A 17,868-nucleotide genomic window follows, 5' to 3' on the forward strand; every position below is an offset into this window, starting at 1 on the left:
ATGAATTCCCAAACCGACCTCCCTCCCGCCCAGACCGGCGCCACGACGCCGCCGGCTGCCGACGACTCGGCCGCCAGCCACGCGCAGTTCGTCGACTGGATGCGCTCCGTCGCGCCCTATATCCACAAGTTCCGCAACAGCACGTTCGTCGTGGGGTTTGGCGGCGAGGTGGTGCAGCAGGGGCTGCTGAATGCGCTCGTGTCCGACATCGCGCTGCTGCAGGCGATGGGTATCCAGATCGTGCTGGTGCACGGCTCGCGCCCGCAGGTCGAGGAGCAGCTGAGCCTGCACGGTGTCGAATCCGAGTTTTCGCACGGTCTGCGCATCACCGATGCGCGCGCGCTCGAATCCGCGAAGGAAGCGGCCGGTGAAGTGCGTCTCGACATCGAGGCCGCGATCAGCCAGGGTCTGCCGAACTCGCCGATGGCGCACGCGCACATCAGCGTCGTGTCGGGCAACTTCGTGACCGCACGGCCGGTGGGGATTCTCGACGGGGTCGATTTCGCGCATACGGGCATCGTGCGCAAGATCGACGCCGAATCGATCCGTCATTCGCTCGCGAGCCGCAAGCTCGTGCTGCTGTCGCCGCTCGGCTTCTCGCCGACCGGCGAAGCGTTCAACCTGTCGATGGAAGATGTCGCGTCGGCCGCCGCGATCGCGCTGCGCGCCGACAAGATCATCTTCCTGACCGAAGCGCCCGGCATCGTCGACGACGAAGGCGAGCTGGTGCGTGAAATGTCGCTCGACGCGGCGGCCGAGCTGCTCGATTCCGGCAACGTCCAGGGCGACGACGCGTTCTTCCTGAAGCATTCGATCCGCGCGTGCCGCGGCGGCGTGACCCGGGCGCACCTGATCCCGCAATCGCTCGACGGCAGCATGCTGCTCGAACTGTTCCTGCACGACGGCGTCGGCACGATGATCTCGTACGAGAACCTCGAGAGCCTGCGTGAAGCGACACCGGACGACGTCGGCGGCATCCTGTCGCTGATCGAGCCGCTCGAGTCGGACGGCACGCTGGTGCGGCGCGGCCGCCACCAGATCGAACGCGACATCGACCACTTCTCGGTGATCGAGCACGATGGCGTGCTGTTCGGCTGCGCGGCGCTGTATCCGTACCAGCAGGAGAAGATCGGCGAGATGGCGTGCCTGACGGTCGCGCCGGAAGCGCAGGGCTCGGGCGACGGCGAACGCCTGCTCAAGCGCATCGAGCAGCGTGCCCGCGCGCGCGGCCTCACGCATATCTTCGTGCTCACGACGCGCACCGAGCACTGGTTCCTCAAGCGCGGCTTCGTCAAGGTCAGCGTCGACGACCTGCCGGAAGACCGCCGCAAACTCTATAACTGGCAGCGCAAGTCGCTCGTGCTGATGAAACAGCTCTGAGCGCAGGCACGACTGCCCTCCCCCAGTCCGATTACAGGAGAAGTACACGATGGCTCGAATGATCCAATGCGCGAAGCTCGGCAAGGAAGCCGAAGGCCTCGATTTCCCGCCGCTGCCGGGCGAACTCGGCAAGCGCATTTACGAGAGCGTCTCGAAGGAAGCGTGGCAAGGCTGGCTCAAGCAGCAGACGATGCTGATCAATGAAAACCGCCTGAACATGGCCGACCCGCGTGCGCGCCAGTACCTGATGAAGCAGACCGAAAAGTACTTCTTCGGCGACGGCGCGGACCAGGCGTCCGGCTACGTGCCGCCGACGGAAGGCTGACCGGCATCATTCGCGACGGCCGGCCGCGCCGGTCACTTCGCGGGAAACGACAAACGGCACCGTGTCATCGCACGGTGCCGTTTGCTTTTGGCGCATCCGAACCGATGCGATGCGACACGGCCGGGGCATTCGATACCGCCGGGTCACACCGACCGATTCAAGCCACCGGCTTCAGCGTGCCGCGATCCTCCGGCGGCGGGACCACACCCCCGGCCGAGGTGTCAACGGCGGCGCCTTCCGTACCCCATTCGGCCGCGTCGCTGCGTTCGGCCGTCGACAGTTCGTCCGCGCGATACCCGGTGCGATTCAGCAGCGCCAGCATGCACACGAGCGACACGAGCGCGTAAAGCCCCGATGCGATCGCGACGCCGACGATGCTGCCGGTCGAATTGAGGATCGCCTGCGCGAGCACCGGCGTGCCGCCGCCGACGACGAGCGCGCTCAACTGGTACGCGAGCGACAGGCCCGTGTAGCGGATGTTGGCCGGAAACACGCGCGCGAGCACGCCGCCGACCGCGCCATAGAACATCGCCGACGGAATCGTCGAGATGCACATGCCCGCGACGGCCACCCAGTACGAGCGCGTTGCGAGCGCATGGAACATCACGGGCATCAGCACGATTTCCGGAATCAGGATCCAGCACATCGCGCGGCGCATGTCGACCTTCGACACGAACCACGCGCCGACCGGCTGCATCAGGAACTGCACGACGAGCGAGATCGACAGGATGCCGAGGAACGTGCCCTGCGCGTAACCGAGCTCCTTGGTCGCCCACGACAGCGCGAACGTGCTGCGGAAGTACGTGACGTTGATCACCGGCAGCGTGCCGGCCGCGAGCAGCACGACGATCCAGTGATCGCGCACGACGTCGCGCAGCGGCAGCTTCACGGTGCGCTTGCGCGCGAGCACGCGCTGCATGTCGGCCGACTCCTCGAGCTTCAGCCGGATCACCATGCCGATGATCACGAGCACGGCCGACAGCAGGAACGGAATGCGCCAGCCCCACATCAGGAACGACGGGGTGGGCAGCGCGCTCAGCGCGAAGAACGCGGCCGTGGCCAGCAGGTTGCCGGTGGGCGAGCCCTGCTGCGCGAACGCCGCATACAGGATGCTGCGATGCTTCGGCGCGTTCTCGCTCGCGATCAGCACCGCGCCGCCCCACTCGCCGCCGACCGCGATGCCCTGCAGCACGCGCAGCACGACGAGGCCAGCCGGCGCCCAGACGCCGATCTGCGCATAGCCGGGCAACAGGCCGATGCCGGTCGTCGCCAGCCCCATCATCACCAGCGTGATCACGAGCGCGGTCTTGCGGCCGACGCGGTCGCCGAGATGCCCGAACACGATGCCGCCGAGCGGCCGCGCGGCGAAGCCGGCCCAGAACGTGACGAACGCGAGCAGCGTCGCGACGCCAGGATCCATCGTGCTCGAAAAGAACACCTTGCCGAACACGAGCGCAGCGGCCGTGCCGTAGATGTAGAAGTCGTACCACTCGATCGTGGTGCCGACGAACGCCGCGAAGGCGGCGCGGCCGGGCCGCAGTTGCGGCGCGGCGGTCGGGGATTGCTGGCGGCTCATCGATGTCTCCATGTTGGTGTGTCGGAGGCGCGACTGTCGCGCGCCTTTTCCGGGTGGCCGGCATCGCGCCGCCGGCCGGCGGCGTTGCTTGACGTTGCGTTGCTTGACGTTCCGTTTCGTCGGCCGGCCTTGCTCACCGGCGCGCGCGTCGGTCGGTCACGTCTCGTCGGGTGCGATCTTCAGCACGCCGGCGTCGAGCAGTTGCTGCTGGAGCGCGGGATCGACGCCTAGGCGCTCGAGCACCGCGCGCGTGTCGCCGCCCAGCGCGGGCGGCGGCGAACGATAGGTGGCCGGCGTGCGCGACAGCTTCACCGGCGACGCCGTGCCGCGATACGCACCGATCTCGACGAACAGGTTCCGGTGCAGCGCATGCGGATCGTGCGCGACGTCGGCGACCGTTCGCACCGGCCCGCACGGCACGCCGGCCGCCATCAGCTCACGCGCGAGCGGCTCGCAGGCATGCTCGGCGAGCCGTGCTTCCAGTTCGGCTTTCAGTTCGGGCCGGTGCGCGCAGCGGCTGCGGTTGTCGACGAAGCGCGGATCGCCGGCGAGCGCCGGCACGCCGAGATGCGCGACGAGCCGCGCGAACTGCCGGTCGTTGCCGACCGCGAGGAAGATCGGCACGGTCGCGGTGCGATAGCTGTCGTACGGCGCGATGTTCGGATGTGCATTGCCGCTGCGCGCCGGCACGCGCCCGGAACCAAAGAAGTTCGGCAGGTGCGGATGCAGCAGCGACACGCCGCAGTCGTATAGCGCGATGTCGATCGATTGCCCGCGCCCGCTCTTCTCGCGCTCGGCGAGCGCCAGCAGGATGCCGGCCAGTGCGTTGAGGCCCGTGACCATGTCGACGATCGGCAGACCGATGCGTGTCGCATCGCCGTCGCGCTCGCCGTTGACGCTCATCAGCCCCGCCATCGCCTGGATCACCGCGTCGTAGCCGGGCAGCCCGCCGAGCGGGCCGCCTTCACCGAAGCCCGTCACCGCGCAGTGGATGAGGCGCGGGAAGCGCGGCTGCAGGTCGCGCGTGTAGTCCATCCCCCAGCGCGCGAGCGTGCCGGGCTTGAAGTTCTCGACGAGCACGTCGGCCTCTTCAAGCAGCCGCCACAGGATCGCGCGCCCCTCGTCGCGCGACAGGTCGAGCGCGAGCCCTTCCTTGTTGCGGTTCACGCCCATGAAATACCACGCGGTATCGCCGAGGAACGGCGGCCCCCAGCCGCGCGTCTCGTCGCCGTCCGGCGGCTCGATCTTGACCACCGTCGCCCCATGGTCGGCGAGCGCCTGTGTGCAGTACGGGCCGCCAAGCACGCGGCTCAGGTCGACGACCTTCAGGCCGTCCAGTGCGCCACGCGTCGTGCTCATCGTTCGACCTCCGGCAGCAGGTCGAGCGCGGTATCGAGCGCGATCGGCGTGCCGCGCAGCAGCGCTGCGTATGCGGGCGACTCGTCGTCGCGTGACGCCGGTGCGAGCGGATCGACCGGCAGCAGCTTGTGGCGCACGACCAGATGCGCGAGCGCGAGCCGCCGGAAATCCGGCGCGAGCCGCACGCCCTCGCACGCCATCAGCACGGCCGCACTCGCGTAGTACAGCGCGGACGCGGCCTGCCGCACGCGCGCGTCGTCACCTTCGTCAGCGACCCGCGCGAGCGCGTCGCAGGCACGCGCGAGGATGCGCCGCAGCGCCGCGCGGCTCGCATCGGGCAGCGGCGCCGCGCCGAGGCGGTCGCCAAGGTACGCACGCAGCGCATCGAGCGCGTGCTCGCGCTGCGCGGCCCGCGCGACGTCGAGCGCGACGATGTTGCTCGTGCCCTCCCAGATCGAGCCGAGATGCGCATCGCGCACGATGCGCGCGTCGCTCCACTCCTCAATGTAGCCGGTGCCGCCACGCACTTCCATCGCATCGCCCGTCACGCGCCGCGCATCGCGGCACGCGCGGAACTTGATCAGCGGCGTCAGGATCCGCACGCAGCGCGCGGCCTGCTCGTCGCCCGCATCGGCCTGCGGCAGCAGCAGCGCGATCTGCATGAACATCGCGCGCGCGGCCTCGGCCGGCAGCAGCATCTTCAGCAACTGGCGCTGCATCAGCGGCATCTCGATCAGCTTGCGGCCGAAGGCCTCGCGGTGCGCGGCGACGTGCAGCGCCTCGTTCAGCGCGCGCCGCATCAGTCCCGCCGCGCGCACGCCATTCGACAGCCGCGACATGTTGATCATGTCGGCCATCTGGTGAAAGCCGCGGCCGATCTCGCCGATCAGGTACGCCTGTGCACCTTCCAGCGCGATCTCGCCGCTCGCCATCGAACGGCTGCCGAGCTTGTCCTTCAGGCGCACGATCCGGTAGCGGTTGCGCGTGCCGTCCGGCAGCGTCTTCGGCAGCATGAACAGCGCGAGGCCCTTGATGCCGTCCGGCGCGCCGTCGGGCCGCGCGAGCACCATCGCGAGCTCGGCATCCGCGTTCGAGCAGAACCACTTGTCGCCGGTCAGGCGCCAGATGGTCTCGCCATGCGCGCCGGTCTCGCGCGTCGCCCGCGTCGTGATCCGGCCGACGTCGGAACCCGCCGCCTGCTCGGTCATGAACATCGCGCCCTGGTACAGCGTGTCGAAGTCGCGTGACGCAAGCATCGGCAGGTAACGCGCGACGAGCGCCGGATCGCCGAAACGGCGCAGCGTGCGTGTCAGCGAATCGGTCATGCTGACCGGGCAGCACAGCCCGAATTCCGCCTGCACGAACAGGAACGTCAGCGCGTACTTGACGAGCGGCGGCACCGAGTCGGATCCGTGGCTCAGCGACGCGAGCCCGAGCTCGGAATACGCGACGCGTTCGAGCGCGACATACGCGGGATCCTTGTCGATCCGCTGCACGGCCTCGCCGCGCCGGTTGCGATGCTCGAGCACGGGCGGGTGCTTGTCTGCACGCGACGCCCATTCGTCGAGTTCGCCCGACACGCGTGCGCCGAGCGCGCGCAATTGCGGCTCGAGCTCGGCATAGCGGGCATCGCCGAGATGCAGCTTCAGCAACGCGCCGAGATCGGGATCGACGGTGAAGAAATTGATGCCCCGGCTGTCGGGAATATTGGATGCGCCGGGCTCCGGCGTGCGAGCGGTGTCGTTCATGCGTGCGTCTCCTGGGTTGCCCGCACGTCGGCTGGGCGCGGCGCCGCGGCGCCCGGCCAGTCCCGTGCAAAGCCTTCCGCAGAGCGTAGGCGCGCGATCGATAAGCGTCCAATACAGGATTTATCCGGTACGATAGATATCGCTTATCGATGCCGACGCCGCGAGGAGACACGATGGAACTGAGGCAGTTGCGCTACTTCGTGGCGGTCGCCGAGGAGTTGCATTTCGGGCGCGCGGCGAAACGCCTGTTCATCTCGCAGCCGGCGCTGAGCTTCGACATCCGCAAGTTCGAGGACGCGCTCGGCGTGCAGTTGTTCTCGCGCACCAACAAGACCGTCGCGCTGACCAACGCGGGCGAGGTGCTGCTCGGCGAAGCGCGCCGGCTGCTGCTGCAGGCGGCCGAGGCCGAACGCCTGACGGTGCGCTCCGCGTCGGGGCTCGCGGGCCGGCTGCGGATCGGCTTCGTTCATTCGATGCTGTATCGCGGGCTGCCCGATGCGGTGCGACGCTTCGAGGCCGACTATCCCGGTGTCGAAGTCGTGCTGAGCGAAATGAATACGCAGGCGCAGGTGCAGGCGATCCAGCGCGGCCAGATCGATCTCGGCTACGCGCACTGGGGCCACTTCCCGCCCGAGGTCGAATCGACGCCCGTCTATGCGGAACCGTTCGTGTGCTGCCTGCCGGCCGCGCATCCGCTCGCAAAGCGCAAGCAGGTCGCGCTCGCCGCATTGGCCGCGGAACCGTTCATCCTGTTCCCGCGCGAAGCGGCGCCGCACTACCACGACCTGATCATCGCGCAGTGCGTGAATGCCGGCTTCAGCCCGCTGATCCGCCATGAGGCACGGCTGTGGCAGACGATCCTGTCGATGATCGAGTTCGGGATGGGCATCGCGCTCGTGCCGCGCGTGCTGCAGCAGGTAAAGAGCGAGCGGCTCGCGTTCCGGCCGCTGAAGGATGCGTCGCTCGAATCGCGCACGCTCGCGCTGAAGCGTAGCGGCACCGCCGAGCCGGTTGCGCTGCGCTTCGCGGATTACGTGCGCGCGTCGATCGACGCGCTGCCCGCGCTCGCAGGCTGAGCGAACGCCCGGCTGGCAGGTATGTGCGGGTATCTGAAAAATATTTGCAGAAAGTGCTTTACAGACCCTCAAAGCCCTGACATAATTTCAGCTTCTTTGGGCGGTTAGCTCAGCGGTAGAGCACTGCCTTCACACGGCAGGGGTCACTGGTTCGATCCCAGTACCGCCCACCAAAGAATTCAAGGCCCTGCGTCTCACGACGCAGGGCCTTTTCGTTTTGGTGCCGCGCTTGCTCCTCGGCGCAGCACGCGATGCTGCGCCGACTTACTTACTCCGCGCGCCCCACCCGCTCCGCCGTCGCATCGAACGCGCGCTTCGCCTTGTCGACGATCTCGTCGACCTCCGCCTCGCGAATCACGAGCGGCGGCGACAGCAGCATGCGGTCGCCGGTCGCGCGCATGATCAGGTTGCCGTTGAAGCAGAAGTCGCGGCAGATCGTGCCGATATCGACGTTCGCACCGAACCGCTCGCGCCGCTCCCGGTCGCGCGCAAGCTGAACACCCGCGACCAGCCCCGCTCCCGCAATCTCCCCGACGATCGGATGGTCGCCCAGCGCATCGCGCAGCCGGCGCTGGAAATACGGCCCGATATCGTTCTTCACGCGCTCGACGATCCCTTCGTCACGCAGCAGCTTCAGGTTCGCGACCGCGACGGCCGCCGCGACCGGGTGGCCCGAGTACGTGAGGCCGTGGTTGAATTCGCCGTTGTCGATGATCGGCCGCGCGACGCGCTCGCGAATGCCGACCGCCCCCATCGGCACGTAGCCCGACGTGAGGCCCTTGGCCATCGTGATGAGATCGGGTTCGAAACCGAAGTGCTGGTGTGCGAACCATTCGCCGGTGCGGCCGAAGCCGCCGATCACTTCGTCGGCCACCAGCAGGATGTCGTACTTGCGGCAGATCCGCTGGATTTCCGGCCAGTACGTCGACGGCGGGAAGATCACGCCGCCCGCGCCCTGGAACGGCTCGCCGATGAACGCGGCGACGTTCTCCGCGCCGAGTTCGAGGATCTTCGCTTCGAGCTGCTGCGCGCGCGCCAGGCCGAACGCTTCCGGCGTTTCGCCGGCCGCCGCTTCACCGAAGAAATACGGCTGGTCGATGTGCACGATGTGCTCGACCTTCGACGGCATCTGCTCGTGCATGTAGCCCATCCCGCCAAGCGTGCCGCCGGCGATCGTCGAGCCGTGATAGCCGTTCTTGCGCGAGATCACGTATTTCTTCTGCGGCTGGCCCTGCACGCGCCAGTACTGGTGCACGAGGCGCAGCACGGTGTCGTTGCCTTCCGAGCCGCTGTTGCAATAGAAGAAGTGGTTGAAGCCGGCCGGCGTGACTTCCGCGAGCATCGCGGAGAGTTCGATCACCGGCGGGTGCGTGGTCTTGAAGAACGTGTTGTAGAACGGCAGCTCCTGGATCTGGCGATACGCGGCGTCGGCGAGTTCCTTGCGGCCGTAGCCGACGTTCACGCACCAGAGGCCGGCCATCCCGTCGATCACCTTGTTGCCGTCCGAGTCCCACAGGTAGACGCCGTCGGCCTTCACGATCACGCGGCTGCCTGCACGATTCAGCGCGCCCATGTCGGAGAACGGGTGGATGTGGTGCGCGGCGTCGAGCGCACGATAATCCGCGGTCGATTGCGGCGATACAGCGTCATTTCTATCGGTCATGTTTCCTCCGGATAACCGTGCCGCACGCTCAGACGTGCAGCAGCAAATGCCTGCGCTCCCACGAGCTGATCACGCGGAAGAACGCTTCGTATTCGGTGTCCTTCAGCGCCAGGTACGCTTTCACGAACTTGTCGCCGAGAATGCCGGCCAGCGGCGTGCAGGCCGCCATCAGCGAGATGCCCTCCTCGAGATTGCGCGGCAGCTGGTACGGCAGGTTGTAGCCGTCCGACGCGATCGGCTCGGTCGGTGCGAGCTGCTGGGTCAAGCCGAGATAGCCGGCTGCGAGCGTCGCGGCGAACGCGAGGTACGGATTGCAGTCGACGCCCGGAATCCGGTTCTCGATGCGGCGCGCCGACGCGCCCGACTGCGGAATGCGGAAACCGACCGTGCGGTTGTCGTAGCCCCACTGCACGTTGATCGGCGCGGCCATGAAGCGCGACAGGCGGCGATACGAGTTGATGTACGGCGCGAAGATCGGCATCAGTGCGGGCGTGTACTTCTGCAGCCCCGCGAGATAGCTGTGGAACATCGGCGACACCGTACCGTCCTCGTTGGAGAACAGGTTGCGCCCGGTGCGCGCGTCGGCCAGGCTCTGGTGGATGTGCATCGCCGAGCCCGGCTCGTCCTGCATCGGCTTCGCCATGAAGGTCGCGTACATGTTGTGGCGCAGCGCCGCCTCGCGCACGGTGCGCTTGAACAGGAACACCTGGTCGGCGAGCGACAGCGCATCGCCATGCACGAAGTTGATCTCCATTTGCGCGGCGCCGACCTCGTGGATCAGCGTCTCGATATCGAGCCCCTGCATCTCGCAGTATTCGTAGATGTCCTCGAACAGCGAATCGAACTCGTTCACGGCCTCGATCGAATACGACTGTCGGCCGGTCTCCGCACGCCCGGTGCGGCCGACGGGCGGACGCAGCGGCAAGTCGGGATCGGCGTTCATGTCGACGAGATAGAACTCGAGCTCGGGTGCAACGACCGGCTGCCAGCCCTTCGCCTTGTACAGGTCGAGCACGCGGCGCAGCACGTAGCGCGGCGAGATCTCGACCGGCGAGCCGTCGAAGTGCACGCAGTCGTGGATCACCTGCGCGGTCGGGTCGACGGCCCACGGAATCAGGCAGATCGTCGACGGATCGGGCACGCACACCATGTCGGGGTCGGTCACGCCGGTGAGCGTGCCATCCTCCGGATAGTCGCCGGTGACGGTCTGCACCATCACGGCCTGCGGCAGGCGCATCGATTCGCCGGATTCGAACTTGTTGCGTGGAATGATCTTGCCGCGCGCAATGCCGGCCATGTCGGGAATGATCGCCTCGACCTCGGTGATGCGGTGCTGTCGCAAGAATTCGCTCAGTTCGGGTTGCATGATCGGCCTCTATCAGTCGACGTCGGATGCGGCCGGCGACGGCATCGCGCCGCCGGCCGCATGAACGCGATGCGTCATGCGCGCGCGGCACGCCGCGCCGAATGCCGCGAAGATGTCGCGCGACAGCGGCTGCTCCGCGTAGCGCCATTCGGGATGCCACTGCACGCCGAGCGCGAACGCGCGCGCGCCGCGCACGCTGACGGCCTCGACCAGCCCGTCGGGCGCACTGGCTTCGACGACGAGCCCCGCGCCGAGTTGCGCGATGCCCTGGTCGTGCAGCGAATTGACCGTCGCTTCGTGCGCGCCGCGCGTGACCCGCTGCAGCAGGCCGCCCGGCGCGAACTGCACGACGTGCGCGGGGCCGTACTGCCGTTCGAGCGGATCGGCGGCCCGCTCGCGGTGATCGTCGAAGCCGGTGGTCGCGTGCAGCCGCTGATGCAGCGTGCCGCCGTAGGCGACGTTCAGCTCCTGCATGCCGCGACAGATCGCCAGCACGGGCACGCCCGCGTCGATCGCCGCACGGATCAGCGGCAGCGCGGTCGCGTCGCGCGCGGGGTCGTGCAACGTGTCGGGCGCGCTCGCGGCGCCGCCGTAGTGATGCGGTTCGACGTTCGAATAGCTGCCGGTGAACAGCAAGCCGTCGACTGCCGCGACGATCGCATCGGCCGGCTGGCGCGCGCCGAGCGCGGGCAGCACGAACGCAAGCGCACCGGCGCCGTCGACGAGCGCGGCCAGGTACTTCTCCCCCGCCGTGTGGTTCGGATGCGCACCGCGCAGGATGCGGTCGGCGGTGACGGCTACGATCGGGCGCGCACGCATGGGCGGCTCTCCGGTAATCGCGCGCGACTCGTTCGCACGCGGGACGTTGACGGTTCGCGCCGGCGCCGCACGCGCGCACCATGACGCGGCGCATGTCCATGCGCGATCCTGCCGCGCGGACGATGCGGCAACAGGCGGTGCGACCCGGAACGGAAACGGAAAACGACGCTAGGGCAACAACGATGCGCTGCCGTCGCACTGCACCGCGCTGAACACATGCGCGGACACGAGATTGAAGCGGCGCAGGCCGCGATGGGAAACGGCGAAGAAACGAGGCTCGCGCAAAAAGGCGGCACGCGTGCCGCGATCAGCATGCCGGGACGGCCCGGCCTGAGGCGGCGCGCCCGCCGACGGACTTCGCGTCCGGCGTATCGAAGGGCTGGCGGCTTTCACGATCGTACTCGACTGACTGATGAAGGCAGGACACGTGTCGCGATCAAGCGCATGCGGCAATGCCGCGCGGCGACACGTCGGCAAGGTGTCTCGCAACGCATTCCGGCGAGTTGCGGCCACGATCGATGGCCCCGCCGCACGTGCGGGCGTGACGACTTCCTGACATTCAGCTTATATCACCTAAAAATTGCGTCAAATTTTCAGGTGCCGATGACGTCATCGAACAGACGAAAGCCATGCGAAAAAAAACGGCATCGATCCCGTGGATCGATGCCGTGTTGTGCACTGCATCGGTGCGGCATGCTGTGTGCAGGCGGGTCATGACGCGCCTGCTCCGCCGCGCTGCCGCATCCGTGCGGCCCGCGTTCAACGATGCGCGAGCGCGGTTTCGACGAGCGACTGCAATAGCGGCACAATCCGCGCCGCACGCGCTTCGTCATACGCGTAAGGACGCGTCTCTTCCATGTAGGTGATCTGCGAGAGCTCGAGCTGCACGGCCTCGACGCCGGTAGCGGGCACGCCGTAGTGACGCGTAATGTAGCCGCCCTTGAAGCGCCCGTTCGCGACCGCCGTATAGCCGCCCTGTTCGAGCACGCGCGCGGCCAGCGCCTCGGCCAGGCCCGGCGCGGCACTCGCGCCGCTCGACGTGCCGAAGTTGAAGTCAGGCAGGCGGCCGTCGAAGAAGCGCGGCACGTGCGAGCGGATCGAATGCGCTTCCCACACGAGCACGCGGCCGTGCTCGCGCTTCAGGCGTGCCACCTCGCCTTGCAGCGCCTCGTGATACGGCAGCCAGTAGCGATCGCGGCGACGCATGATCTCGTCGTTGCCGGGCAGCGCGTTCGCCGGATACAGCGGCGCCTTGTCGAACGTATCGACCGGCACGAGCCCCGTCGTGTCCTGCCCCGGGTACAGGTTCTCGTTGTCGGGCGGACGGTTCAGGTCGACGACGTAACGCGCATGCGACGGTACGAGGATCGATGCGCCGAGGTCGGCCGCGAATCCATACAGCCGTTCGAGATGCCAGTCGCAATCGTCGACGAAGCGCGCGTCGGCCGTCATCGTCGCGGCGATGTCGTCGGGAATGTACGTGCCTGCGTGCGGAATCGAGATCAGCAGCGGCAGCGTGCCCTGCTTCAGCGTGAATACAGCCGGTTGTTCAGTCATGTCGCATCACCGTTGGAGGTCTGCCGGCGCACGCTTGCGGCGTGCGCCGGTTGCGCGCGTCAGCGCAGCAGTTGCGCCAGCGCGGCGCGGTAGTCGGCATACGCGACGGCTTCGTCGCGATGACGGCGGCCGCTCACGACGCGCTCGCCGCCCGTGTAGACGTCGAGCACCGGCGTGTCGCCGTGCTCCGCGAACACGATACCCGACAACCACGACGTGCTGTCGTGTTCGGCGATCGCCGGATGATCGGGATCGAGCACGAGCCAGTCGGCGCGGCACCCTTCACGCAGCGCACCGACGCGCCGCCCGCTGGCCTGTGCGCCGCCCGCGAGCGACGCGTCGAACAGGCGATCGGCGACATGCGCCTGCGACTCGCTCGCCAGCACGTTGCGCGCGCGATGCACGAGCCGTTGCCCGTATTCGAGCAGGCGCAACTCCGAGCGCCAGTCGACCGACGCGTGGCTGTCCGAGCCGACGCCGATCACGCCGCCCTGCGCGAGATAGTCGACAGCGGGGAACACGCCGTCGCCGAGGTTCGCTTCGGTCGTCAGGCACAGGCCGGCGACCGCGCGACGCTTCGCGAGCGCCGCCGTTTCGGCCGCGTCGACGTGCGTCGCGTGCACGAGACACCAACGCGCATCGACGTCGAAGCGATCGAGCAGCCATTGCACGGGGCGCGCGCCGTACGCACGCACGCAGTCGTCGACTTCGGCCGTCTGCTCGGCGATATGGATATGCACGGGGGCATCGTCGGGCAGCCCTGCGAGCAGCACGCGCAAGCCGTTCTCGGATACCGCCCGCAGCGAGTGCGGTGCGACGCCGTAGCGCAGCCCGCCGTGCTCCGGCGCCACGCGGCGCATCGCGTCGAGCAGCTCGAGCAGGCCGTCGGGCGTATTGATGAAGCGGCGCTGGTCGTCACGCGGCGGCTTGTCGCCGAAACCGGCGAACTGGTACGACACCGGCAGCATCGTGATGCCGATGCCGGCCGCGCGCGCGGCGTCGATCACGCGCGTGCCGAGCTCGGCGATCTGCGGATAGCGCGAGCCGTCCTGCGTGTGATGCACGTAGTGGAATTCGCACACCGACGTGTAGCCGCACTTGAGCATCTCGACATACAGCCAGCGCGCGATCGCGGCGAGCGCGTCGGGCGTGATCTTCAGCGCGAAGCGGTACATCAGGTCGCGCCAGCTCCAGAAGCTGTCGGACGGATTCGCGCGGTATTCGGTGAGCCCCGCCATCGCGCGCTGGAACGCGTGCGAGTGCAGGTTCGGCATGCCGGGCAGCACTGGCCCGGCCGCGCGTGCGACGCCCGCGGGTGCGTCGGTGTCGGGCGTCACGCCGGTCAGCGTGCCGGCCGCGTCCCAGCGCAGCAGGACGTTACGGCGCCAGCCATCGGGCAGGTACGCATGGTCTGCGAACAACGTGGTGTCGGTCATGAGGCTATCCATTCATCCGGCGAAACACGGTCGTGCCGCCGCGTACGACCTGCTCGCACAGCGGCCGGCCGATCCAGTAGGCGAGCTCCGCCAGCGAGCCGACCGACCACGCGGCGAAGTCGGCCTGGCGACCGACCTCGAGCGCGCCGTGGCGATCCGCGCGGCCGAGTGCCGCGGCCGCATGGCGCGTGACGCCCTGCAGCACTTCGGGCACCGTCATGCGGAACAGCGTGCAGCCCATGTTCAACGTCAGCAGCAGCGATTCGAGCGGCGACGTGCCGGGGTTGTGATCGGTCGCGAGCGCGATCGGCACGCCGTGCTTGCGCAGCAGCTCGATCGGCGGCAGTTGCGTCTCGCGGATGAAGTAGTACGCGCCGGGCAGCAGCACGGCAACCGTGCCGGCTGCCTTCATCGCCTCGATGCCGGCTTCGTCGAGAAATTCGAGGTGATCGGCGGACAGCGCGCGATAGCGCGCGGCAAGCGCCGTGCCGCCCGCATTCGACAGTTGCTCCGCATGCAGCTTCACGGGCAGCCCGCGCCGCGTCGCGGCCTCGAACACGCGCTCGGTCTGCGCGAGCGAAAAGCCGATGCGTTCGCAGAACACGTCGACCGCGTCGACGAGCCCTTCGTCGGCCAGCGCCGGCAGCATCCGGTCGCACACTTCGTCGATGTACGCATCCGCACGGCCCGCATATTCGGGCGGCAGCGCGTGCGCGCCGAGGAAAGTCGTGTAGACGGTGACCGGAAAGCGTTCGCCGAGCTGGCGTGCAACGCGCAGCATCTTGCGTTCGCTCGCGAGGTCGAGCCCGTAGCCCGACTTGATCTCGATCGCGGTCACGCCTTCGGCGAGCAGCGGCTGCAGGCGGGCTGCAGCCTGCACGAACAGCGTCGTCTCGTCGGCCGCGCGCGTCGCGCGCACCGTCGACACGATCCCGCCGCCCTGCCGCGCGATTTCCTCGTAGCTCACGCCCGCGAGGCGCTGCGCGAATTCGTCGGCACGCGTGCCGCCGTACACGAGGTGCGTATGGCAGTCGACGAGGCCCGGCGTCACCCACGCGCCGTGCAGATCCTCGCGCTGCCAGTGGGCGTAACCGTGCGGCAGCGCGGACATCGCGCCGAGCCAGACGATCGTGCCGGTTTCGTCGACGGCGATCGCCGCGTCGTCGATCGTCTCGTCAGGATGGCCGTGCGGACACAGCCTCAGGTGATGCCAGACAGTCGGTTTCATGCGTTCAGTCTCGTTCGCCGATGGCGAGCGACACGGCGAGCAACGCGCCGCTACCGCTCACGACGACGTCAAACGCACGCCGCGGCCCGTCGAGCCGCAGCGTGTCCATTTCTTCCAGGGTGTAGCGTGTGCCGTCGATTTCGACTGCGGCGTCGCCGGCCGCGCAATACAGCAGCACGGTATCGGCATGCTCGATGCGGTGCGCGCCTGCGCGCCATACGTCGAGCGCGCCGCGCGCGGCCGAACGGCGCGTCATCAGGTTGAAGTCGCGCGTCGCGCCGTCGTGCAGCGTCGCGTCGATCGCCGCTTCCCCCGCGAAATCCGCGCGGGCCAGCGGTGCGTCGAGCACGTGGCGGGCGCCGCCTGCCTCGGCGAGCGTCATGCCCGCGCCGGACAGCAGCACCAGCGTGCGGTCGATCCCGTCGAAACGCGAGAACGGCCCGGCCGTGCCGACGTCGGCGACGCTCACGCGCCACGCGAACGCGTCAAGTGCGGCCCCCGGCGGAAACGCGCCGATCTCGCGCGTCACGCCGCCGCCGTTCTTCCAGGGCGACGCGACGAGATCCGCTGCGCGGATCATCGTCGCAATCGCCGGCGCCGGGTGGAGCGCCGTCATGCTCAGCGGCCGAGCATCGGCAGCTTCAGGCCGGCTTCGCGGGCCGTCTGCTGCGCGAGTTCGTAGCCGGCATCCGCATGGCGCATCACGCCCGTCGCCGGGTCGTTCAGCAGCACGCGGCCGAGACGCTCGTGCGCTTCGGCGGTACCGTCGGCGACGATCACGACGCCCGAGTGCTGCGAGAAGCCCATGCCCACGCCGCCGCCATGGTGCAGCGACACCCACGATGCGCCGCCTGCGGTGTTCAGCAGGGCGTTCAAGAGCGGCCAGTCGCTCACGGCGTCCGAACCGTCCTTCATCGATTCCGTCTCGCGGTTCGGGCTCGCGACCGAGCCGGTGTCGAGGTGGTCGCGGCCGATCACGATCGGCGCCTTCAGCTCGCCGTTCTTGACCATCTCGTTGAACGCCTGGCCGAGGCGATAGCGATCCTTCACGCCGACCCAGCAGATCCGTGCCGGCAGGCCCTGGAACGCAATGCGCTCACGCGCCATGTCGAGCCAGTTGTGCAGGTGCGGATCGTCGGGGATCAGCTCCTTCACCTTCTGGTCGGTCTTGTAGATGTCTTCCGGATCGCCCGACAGCGCGACCCAGCGGAACGGGCCCTTGCCTTCGCAGAACAGCGGGCGGATGTAGGCCGGCACGAAGCCCGGGAAGTCGAACGCGTTCTCGACGCCCATTTCCAGCGCCATCTGGCGGATGTTGTTGCCGTAGTCGAGCGTCGCCGCGCCGCGTTCCTGCAGCGCGAGCATCGCGCGCACCTGGACGGCCATCGACTGCTTCGCGACCTTCACGATGCTCTGCGGATCGACCTTCTGCGCCTCGCGCCATTGCGCGACGGTCCAGCCTTGCGGCAGGTAGCCGTTGATCGGGTCGTGTGCGCTCGTCTGGTCGGTCACGCAATCCGGCGTGATGCCGCGCGTGACGAGTTCCGCGAACACGTCGGCCGCGTTGCCGAGCAGGCCGATCGACACCGGCTTGCCGGTGCGCTTCGCTTCCTCGATCATGCCGAGCGCCTCGTCGAGCGTCGTCGCCTTCTTGTCGACGTAGCGCGTCTTCAGGCGGAAGTCGATGCGGGTCTCGTCGCATTCGACCGCGATCATCGAGAAGCCGGCCATCGTCGCGGCCAGCGGCTGCGCGCCGCCCATGCCGCCCAGGCCGCCCGTCAGGATCCAGCGGCCCGACGGATCGCCGTTGAAGTGCTGGTTCGCGACCGAGAAGAACGTTTCATAGGTGCCCTGAACGATGCCCTGGCTGCCGATGTAGATCCAGCTGCCTGCCGTCATCTGGCCGTACATCATCAGGCCCTTGCGGTCGAGCTCGTGGAAGTGATCCCAGTTCGCCCAGTGCGGCACGAGGTTCGAATTCGCGAGCAGCACGCGCGGCGCATCCTTGTGCGTGCGGAACACACCGACCGGCTTGCCCGACTGGATCAGCAGCGTCTCGTTCTCTTCGAGATCCTTCAGCGATGCGAGGATCTGGTCGTAGCATTCCCAGTTGCGTGCCGCGCGGCCGATGCCGCCGTACACGACGAGCGCATGCGGGTGCTCGGCGACTTCCGGGTCGAGGTTGTTCTGGATCATCCGGTAGGCCGCTTCGGCCAGCCAGGTCTTGCAGACTTTCTCGCTGCCGCGCGGCGCGCGGATCGTGCGCGTCGGATCGAGACGGGGATCGATGTGTTTCGGATGGTTCATGACGACTGCTCCCGAAGGAAAATGACTA

General features: G+C 68.1%; 15 protein-coding genes and 1 tRNA gene. 4 read left to right on the forward strand and 12 right to left on the reverse strand.

The window, feature by feature from the left end; all coding sequences use genetic code 11:
- Together argA and CFB39_RS12235 are read left to right on the forward strand one after the other, a co-directional pair.
- Positions 1 to 1,380, forward strand: coding sequence for an amino-acid N-acetyltransferase (gene argA / locus CFB39_RS12230; protein ID WP_039364826.1), 1,380 nt, complete (start codon positions 1 to 3; stop codon positions 1,378 to 1,380).
- A 49-nt stretch (positions 1,381 to 1,429) separates the two neighbouring features.
- Positions 1,430 to 1,705 (forward strand): oxidative damage protection protein, encoded by a 276-nt coding sequence (locus CFB39_RS12235; RefSeq protein WP_006478357.1) that lies wholly within the window; start codon positions 1,430 to 1,432, stop codon positions 1,703 to 1,705.
- 157 nt (positions 1,706 to 1,862) lie between these two features.
- On the opposite strand, the gene CFB39_RS12240 is transcribed toward CFB39_RS12235, so the two are convergent.
- The 3 genes from CFB39_RS12240 to CFB39_RS12250 all read right to left on the reverse strand — a co-directional run bounded on the left by CFB39_RS12240 (position 1,863) and on the right by CFB39_RS12250 (position 6,388).
- The gene (locus tag CFB39_RS12240) at positions 1,863 to 3,281 is read right to left on the reverse strand and encodes an MFS transporter (protein WP_089473159.1); all 1,419 of its coding nucleotides are present in this window, start codon (positions 3,279 to 3,281) and stop codon (positions 1,863 to 1,865) included.
- Positions 3,282 to 3,437: 156 nt separating this feature from the next.
- On the reverse strand, positions 3,438 to 4,640 hold the full coding sequence (locus CFB39_RS12245; RefSeq protein WP_089473160.1) for a CaiB/BaiF CoA-transferase family protein: 1,203 nt from the start codon (positions 4,638 to 4,640) through the stop codon (positions 3,438 to 3,440).
- On the reverse strand, positions 4,637 to 6,388 hold the full coding sequence (locus tag CFB39_RS12250; RefSeq protein WP_089473161.1) for an acyl-CoA dehydrogenase family protein: 1,752 nt from the start codon (positions 6,386 to 6,388) through the stop codon (positions 4,637 to 4,639). The genes CFB39_RS12245 and CFB39_RS12250 overlap by 4 nt, the downstream gene beginning before the upstream one ends.
- Positions 6,389 to 6,561: 173 nt before the next feature.
- Here CFB39_RS12250 and CFB39_RS12255 point away from each other — a divergent pair, with 173 nt between their 5' ends.
- Positions 6,562 to 7,464, forward strand: coding sequence for a LysR family transcriptional regulator (locus CFB39_RS12255; protein ID WP_089473162.1), 903 nt, complete (start codon positions 6,562 to 6,564; stop codon positions 7,462 to 7,464).
- 98 nt (positions 7,465 to 7,562) lie between these two features.
- Positions 7,563 to 7,637 (forward strand) — tRNA-Val (locus CFB39_RS12260).
- Positions 7,638 to 7,732: 95 nt separating this feature from the next.
- Here the strand turns inward: CFB39_RS12260 and CFB39_RS12265 are convergent.
- From CFB39_RS12265 to hutU, 9 genes are all read right to left on the reverse strand, one after another.
- Positions 7,733 to 9,127 (reverse strand): aspartate aminotransferase family protein, encoded by a 1,395-nt coding sequence (locus tag CFB39_RS12265; protein WP_089473163.1) that lies wholly within the window; start codon positions 9,125 to 9,127, stop codon positions 7,733 to 7,735.
- A 28-nt stretch (positions 9,128 to 9,155) separates the two neighbouring features.
- Complete coding sequence (locus CFB39_RS12270) at positions 9,156 to 10,493, reverse strand: glutamine synthetase family protein (RefSeq protein WP_089431274.1); 1,338 nt, start codon at positions 10,491 to 10,493, stop codon at positions 9,156 to 9,158.
- Positions 10,494 to 10,505: 12 nt separating this feature from the next.
- Positions 10,506 to 11,312, reverse strand: coding sequence for a gamma-glutamyl-gamma-aminobutyrate hydrolase family protein (locus tag CFB39_RS12275; RefSeq protein WP_089473164.1), 807 nt, complete (start codon positions 11,310 to 11,312; stop codon positions 10,506 to 10,508).
- 559 nt (positions 11,313 to 11,871) lie between these two features.
- Positions 11,872 to 12,027 (reverse strand): hypothetical protein, encoded by a 156-nt coding sequence (locus CFB39_RS40200; protein ID WP_179257671.1) that lies wholly within the window; start codon positions 12,025 to 12,027, stop codon positions 11,872 to 11,874.
- Between the two features lie 44 nt (positions 12,028 to 12,071).
- Positions 12,072 to 12,869 (reverse strand): N-formylglutamate deformylase, encoded by a 798-nt coding sequence (gene hutG / locus CFB39_RS12285; protein ID WP_089473165.1) that lies wholly within the window; start codon positions 12,867 to 12,869, stop codon positions 12,072 to 12,074.
- 59 nt (positions 12,870 to 12,928) lie between these two features.
- A complete protein-coding gene (locus tag CFB39_RS12290; protein ID WP_089425796.1) occupies positions 12,929 to 14,305 on the reverse strand; it encodes a formimidoylglutamate deiminase in 1,377 nt (458 codons plus the stop codon).
- Between the two features lie 4 nt (positions 14,306 to 14,309).
- Positions 14,310 to 15,533 carry an imidazolonepropionase gene (gene hutI, locus CFB39_RS12295; RefSeq protein ID WP_011352606.1) on the reverse strand — a complete coding sequence of 408 codons (1,224 nt, stop codon included), beginning with the start codon at positions 15,531 to 15,533 and terminating at the stop codon, positions 14,310 to 14,312.
- A gap of 4 nt (positions 15,534 to 15,537) precedes the next feature.
- Positions 15,538 to 16,149, reverse strand: coding sequence for a HutD family protein (locus tag CFB39_RS12300; RefSeq protein WP_089473166.1), 612 nt, complete (start codon positions 16,147 to 16,149; stop codon positions 15,538 to 15,540).
- A 2-nt stretch (positions 16,150 to 16,151) separates the two neighbouring features.
- On the reverse strand, positions 16,152 to 17,840 hold the full coding sequence (hutU, locus tag CFB39_RS12305) for a urocanate hydratase (RefSeq protein ID WP_089425798.1): 1,689 nt from the start codon (positions 17,838 to 17,840) through the stop codon (positions 16,152 to 16,154).
- Positions 17,841 to 17,868: the final 28 nt, after the last annotated feature.

Origin of the sequence: Burkholderia sp. AU6039 (assembly GCF_002223365.1) — a bacterium.
In the GTDB taxonomy this organism is placed as follows: Bacteria; Pseudomonadota; Gammaproteobacteria; order Burkholderiales; family Burkholderiaceae; genus Burkholderia.